Raw genomic sequence first — 3,255 nt, 5'->3', positions numbered from 1 at the left:
TGATGTAATTGGATTCGATTTAGTCTCTTACAAATACTTTAATGACAAAGGGCTTAATAAAGTAAAAGGTGTAGAAACGATGATAACATATACATTTAATGAACATATTAAATTTAATGCAAATTACACTTTCTCAGAATTAGAAAGACAATCAAGAATCCTAAATCCTAAACATAAAGTAAATGCAGGATTAGATGTAAAAGCAACCTCGCGATTAGGAGTAAATATTGCCTATCAGTTTGTTTCGGATAGAATTACAGAATATACAACTTATCCAGCACCAACTTACGACGCAGTTTTAAACTCTGAAATATTAAAAGATTATCAATTAGTGAATACTAACTTGCGATACGAACTAATGAAAAGCAGATTAAATGTTTTTGGAGCGGTAGATAATATTCTAGACAAAGATTTTGTAGAGTCAAGAGGGTATAGCACCAGAGGAAGAAGCTTTAAACTTGGGTTTAATTTCTTATTCTAAAATAATTCAAAATTTTATAAAAACCTCGCTCTAACCATTTAGAGCGAGGTTTTTTCGTATTGATGAAAATAATTTTTATTATCTTGTAACAAAAAATACAGTCACTCGTCTTGACTATATAACCAACCATTATGAACCAGATTGAATTTATAAACCATGTAAAACCATTTAAGGACAAAATGTTCAGGTTAGCCAAACGATTACTCGTAAGTACCGAAGAAGCCGAAGATGCAACACAAGAAGTTCTTGTAAAACTTTGGAATAAGAATAATGTTCTTAATGATTTTGGAAGTACTGAAGCCTATGCAATGACAATAACAAAAAATTATTGTTTAGATGTTCTTAAATCAAAACGAGCAACGAATTTACAAATTGTACATAATAATTATGTCGAAAACGGTGCCAGTTTGCAGCAAAAAGTAGAAGACAATGATTCTTGGAGTTGGGTCGAAAAATGGATAAATGATTTGCCAGAACAGCAAAAACTAATTATCCAGATGCGAGATGTCGAGCAATATGAGTTTGAAGAAATTGCAAAAATATTAGAAATGAGTGAAGCTACAATTAGAGTAGCCTTATCGAGAGCCAGAAAAACAATAAGAGAAAAACTGACAAACACCCATAATTATGGAATTCAATAAAATAGAGATATTAATCGAAAAATATTTTCAAGGAGAAACCTCGATTGTCGAAGAAAAGGAGTTGCGCAGCTACTTTTCATCTCAAGATGTGGCGCCACATTTAGAGCAATATAAGGCAATGGTTGGTTATTTTACCCAAGCAAAAAAACAAGAATTTGCAAAAGAGATTCCACAAATCACTAAAAAACGTAATGTTATGTGGTTGTCTGTTGCAGCATCAGTTGTAGTTTTGTTGGGAGTTGCTACCTTTTATATGATAAATACTAATGAACCTGTGAATCATCAGAATGAGTTGGGAACTTACGAAAGCCCCGAAATCGCATTCAAAGAAACACAAAAAGCGTTAGCATTATTGTCATCTAATGTAAATGTTGGCATAGAAAGTGTAATGTATGTACAAGAGTACGAAACTGCTAAAAACAGAATTTTTAAAAAGTAAAAATCAATCAATTAAAATTAAAATCATGAACAAAAAATCAATAATTATAGCCTTATTTATCTTACTACCATTTTTTAGTCAAGCACAATCATTGTTCGACAAATACGACGGACAAGATAATGTAACTTCGATAATCGTAAACAAGAAAATGTTCGATTTGATGAGCAAAGTAAAAATGGAAGCTTCAGATAAAGATGCACAAAAATACTTATCATTAATAAAAAAATTAGACAATCTAAAAGTATTTATGACATCGAGTTCAAAAACAACTGCAGACATGAAGTTAAACGTAGAAAAATATCTAAAAACTAGTAATTTAGACGAACTAATGCGTGTGAATGATGGTGGAAAAAATGTAAAAATTTATGTAAAATCTGGAAGTTCAGATAGCCAAGTAAAAGAATTGTTAATGTTTATTGAGAGCACAAATACAAAAGGAAACGAAACAGTTCTAATGTCACTTACAGGAGATTTTGATATTAATGAAATTTCGACACTAACAAACAAAATGAATATTCCTGGCGGAGATGTTCTTAAAAAAGCTAGTAAAAACTAATCATGGCAATGCTAGTAAGATTTCTCGTAGGTTGCACTTTAGCACTATTGTTTAGTTGCAAAAGCGAACCAAGTTTGCAAAAATATTTTGTAGAAAATACTGAAAATAAAGATTTCGTAGCCATCGATTTGACGCCAAAAATGTTGAATATAGACAATACTAAATTAAGTGTTTCACAAAAAGAAGCTTTGGCATCATTTGAAAAAATAAATGTATTAGCATTTAAAATAAATGATAAAAACAAAGCCCAGTTTGAAGTGGAAAGAGCGAAAGTAACGTTGATTCTAAAAGATGTAAAATACCAACAACTAATGAAGTTTGGCTCAGGAAAGGAAGGAGCTCAAATAAGTTTTGTGGGGACTGACGAACATATAGAAGAATTTGTTATTTACGGAAACAAAAAGGAAAATGGCTTTGCCGTAGTTCGAGTTCTTGGAAAAGATATGAATCCTACTTATATTATGGAAATGATGAATATCCTTAAGAACGGAAACATGAATCTAGATCAACTAAAACCATTGCAAGAGTTAATGAAATAATTTGGTTAATTATTGTAAAAGAAAAGCGATCTATCAGATCGCTTTTCTCATTTATTTGAAATATTTAAAAGGAACGATAAGCATTCCAAAACACTCTCCATTACCTTTTCCTATATGCTTGTGATGCATTTTGTGCGCTCTACGAACTGCACGAGCATATCTATTATTGGAATTCCTGAATAATTTAAATCTCTGGTGAATAAAAATATCATGAACTAGAAAATAAGTTAATCCGTAAGCAAAAATTCCTAAACCAATGGCAAGACCAACTTCGAGAATATCATTTTTCCAAAGTAAAAAGAAAATGATACTCACAATAGCATAAAATATAAAAAAAGTATCATTTCGCTCAAACCAAGAATCGTGGTCTTTCTTGTGATGATCAGCATGCAAATTCCACAAGAAACCGTGCATGATATATTTGTGACTAAACCAAGCCATAAACTCCATAAAAAAGAATGTAAAAAAGAAAACTAAGACATATAACCACATAATTTCTATAATAAATTTAAACGATATTTTACATAACAATTAGCAAGTAAACTAACTTTTTGATAATCAGAAACTCTAACTCTAGTATTTTTTATTTCTGCCGATGG

Annotated in this window: 6 protein-coding genes and 1 pseudogene; 5 read left to right on the top strand and 2 right to left on the bottom strand. The window is 30.7% G+C overall.

The annotated features are described in order from the left end of the window. The 5 genes from ACH2BG_RS08205 to ACH2BG_RS08185 all read left to right on the top strand — a co-directional run. A partial coding sequence (locus ACH2BG_RS08205) for a TonB-dependent receptor domain-containing protein (protein ID WP_395047215.1) occupies positions 1 to 481 on the top strand: 481 nt, incomplete at its 5' end. A gap of 131 nt (positions 482 to 612) precedes the next feature. Beyond that, the gene (locus ACH2BG_RS08200) at positions 613 to 1,122 is read left to right on the top strand and encodes an RNA polymerase sigma factor (protein ID WP_395047214.1); all 510 of its coding nucleotides are present in this window, start codon (positions 613 to 615) and stop codon (positions 1,120 to 1,122) included. Further along, on the top strand, positions 1,109 to 1,561 hold the full coding sequence (locus ACH2BG_RS08195; RefSeq protein WP_395047213.1) for a hypothetical protein: 453 nt from the start codon (positions 1,109 to 1,111) through the stop codon (positions 1,559 to 1,561). The genes ACH2BG_RS08200 and ACH2BG_RS08195 overlap by 14 nt, the downstream gene beginning before the upstream one ends. 25 nt (positions 1,562 to 1,586) lie before the next feature. Next, positions 1,587 to 2,117 carry a DUF4252 domain-containing protein gene (locus tag ACH2BG_RS08190; protein ID WP_395047212.1) on the top strand — a complete coding sequence of 177 codons (531 nt, stop codon included), beginning with the start codon at positions 1,587 to 1,589 and terminating at the stop codon, positions 2,115 to 2,117. A 2-nt stretch (positions 2,118 to 2,119) separates the two neighbouring features. Then, the gene (locus ACH2BG_RS08185) at positions 2,120 to 2,656 is read left to right on the top strand and encodes a DUF4252 domain-containing protein (RefSeq protein ID WP_395047211.1); all 537 of its coding nucleotides are present in this window, start codon (positions 2,120 to 2,122) and stop codon (positions 2,654 to 2,656) included. Positions 2,657 to 2,707: 51 nt separating this feature from the next. On the opposite strand, the gene ACH2BG_RS08180 is transcribed toward ACH2BG_RS08185, so the two are convergent. Then, a complete protein-coding gene (locus tag ACH2BG_RS08180; protein WP_395047210.1) occupies positions 2,708 to 3,148 on the bottom strand; it encodes a sterol desaturase family protein in 441 nt (146 codons plus the stop codon). Between the two features lie 5 nt (positions 3,149 to 3,153). After that, positions 3,154 to 3,255: pseudogene (locus tag ACH2BG_RS08175) on the bottom strand (phytoene/squalene synthase family protein); the annotation flags it as partial.

The sequence above is a fragment of the Flavobacterium sp. genome (genome assembly GCF_043779715.1).
In the GTDB taxonomy this organism is placed as follows: domain Bacteria; phylum Bacteroidota; class Bacteroidia; order Flavobacteriales; family Flavobacteriaceae; genus Flavobacterium.
This window is presented reverse-complemented; position numbering and strand designations above follow the sequence as displayed.

Bases quoted from the DNA above. Each gene is read 5' to 3' on its own strand.
- ACH2BG_RS08200 (WP_395047214.1), top strand. From the start codon at position 613: ATGAACCAGATTGAATTTATAAACCATGTAAAACCATTTAAGGACAAA.
- ACH2BG_RS08195 (WP_395047213.1), top strand. From the start codon at position 1,109: ATGGAATTCAATAAAATAGAGATATTAATCGAAAAATATTTTCAAGGA.
- ACH2BG_RS08190 (WP_395047212.1), top strand. From the start codon at position 1,587: ATGAACAAAAAATCAATAATTATAGCCTTATTTATCTTACTACCATTT.
- ACH2BG_RS08185 (WP_395047211.1), top strand. From the start codon at position 2,120: ATGGCAATGCTAGTAAGATTTCTCGTAGGTTGCACTTTAGCACTATTG.
- ACH2BG_RS08180 (WP_395047210.1), bottom strand. From the start codon at position 3,148: ATGTGGTTATATGTCTTAGTTTTCTTTTTTACATTCTTTTTTATGGAG.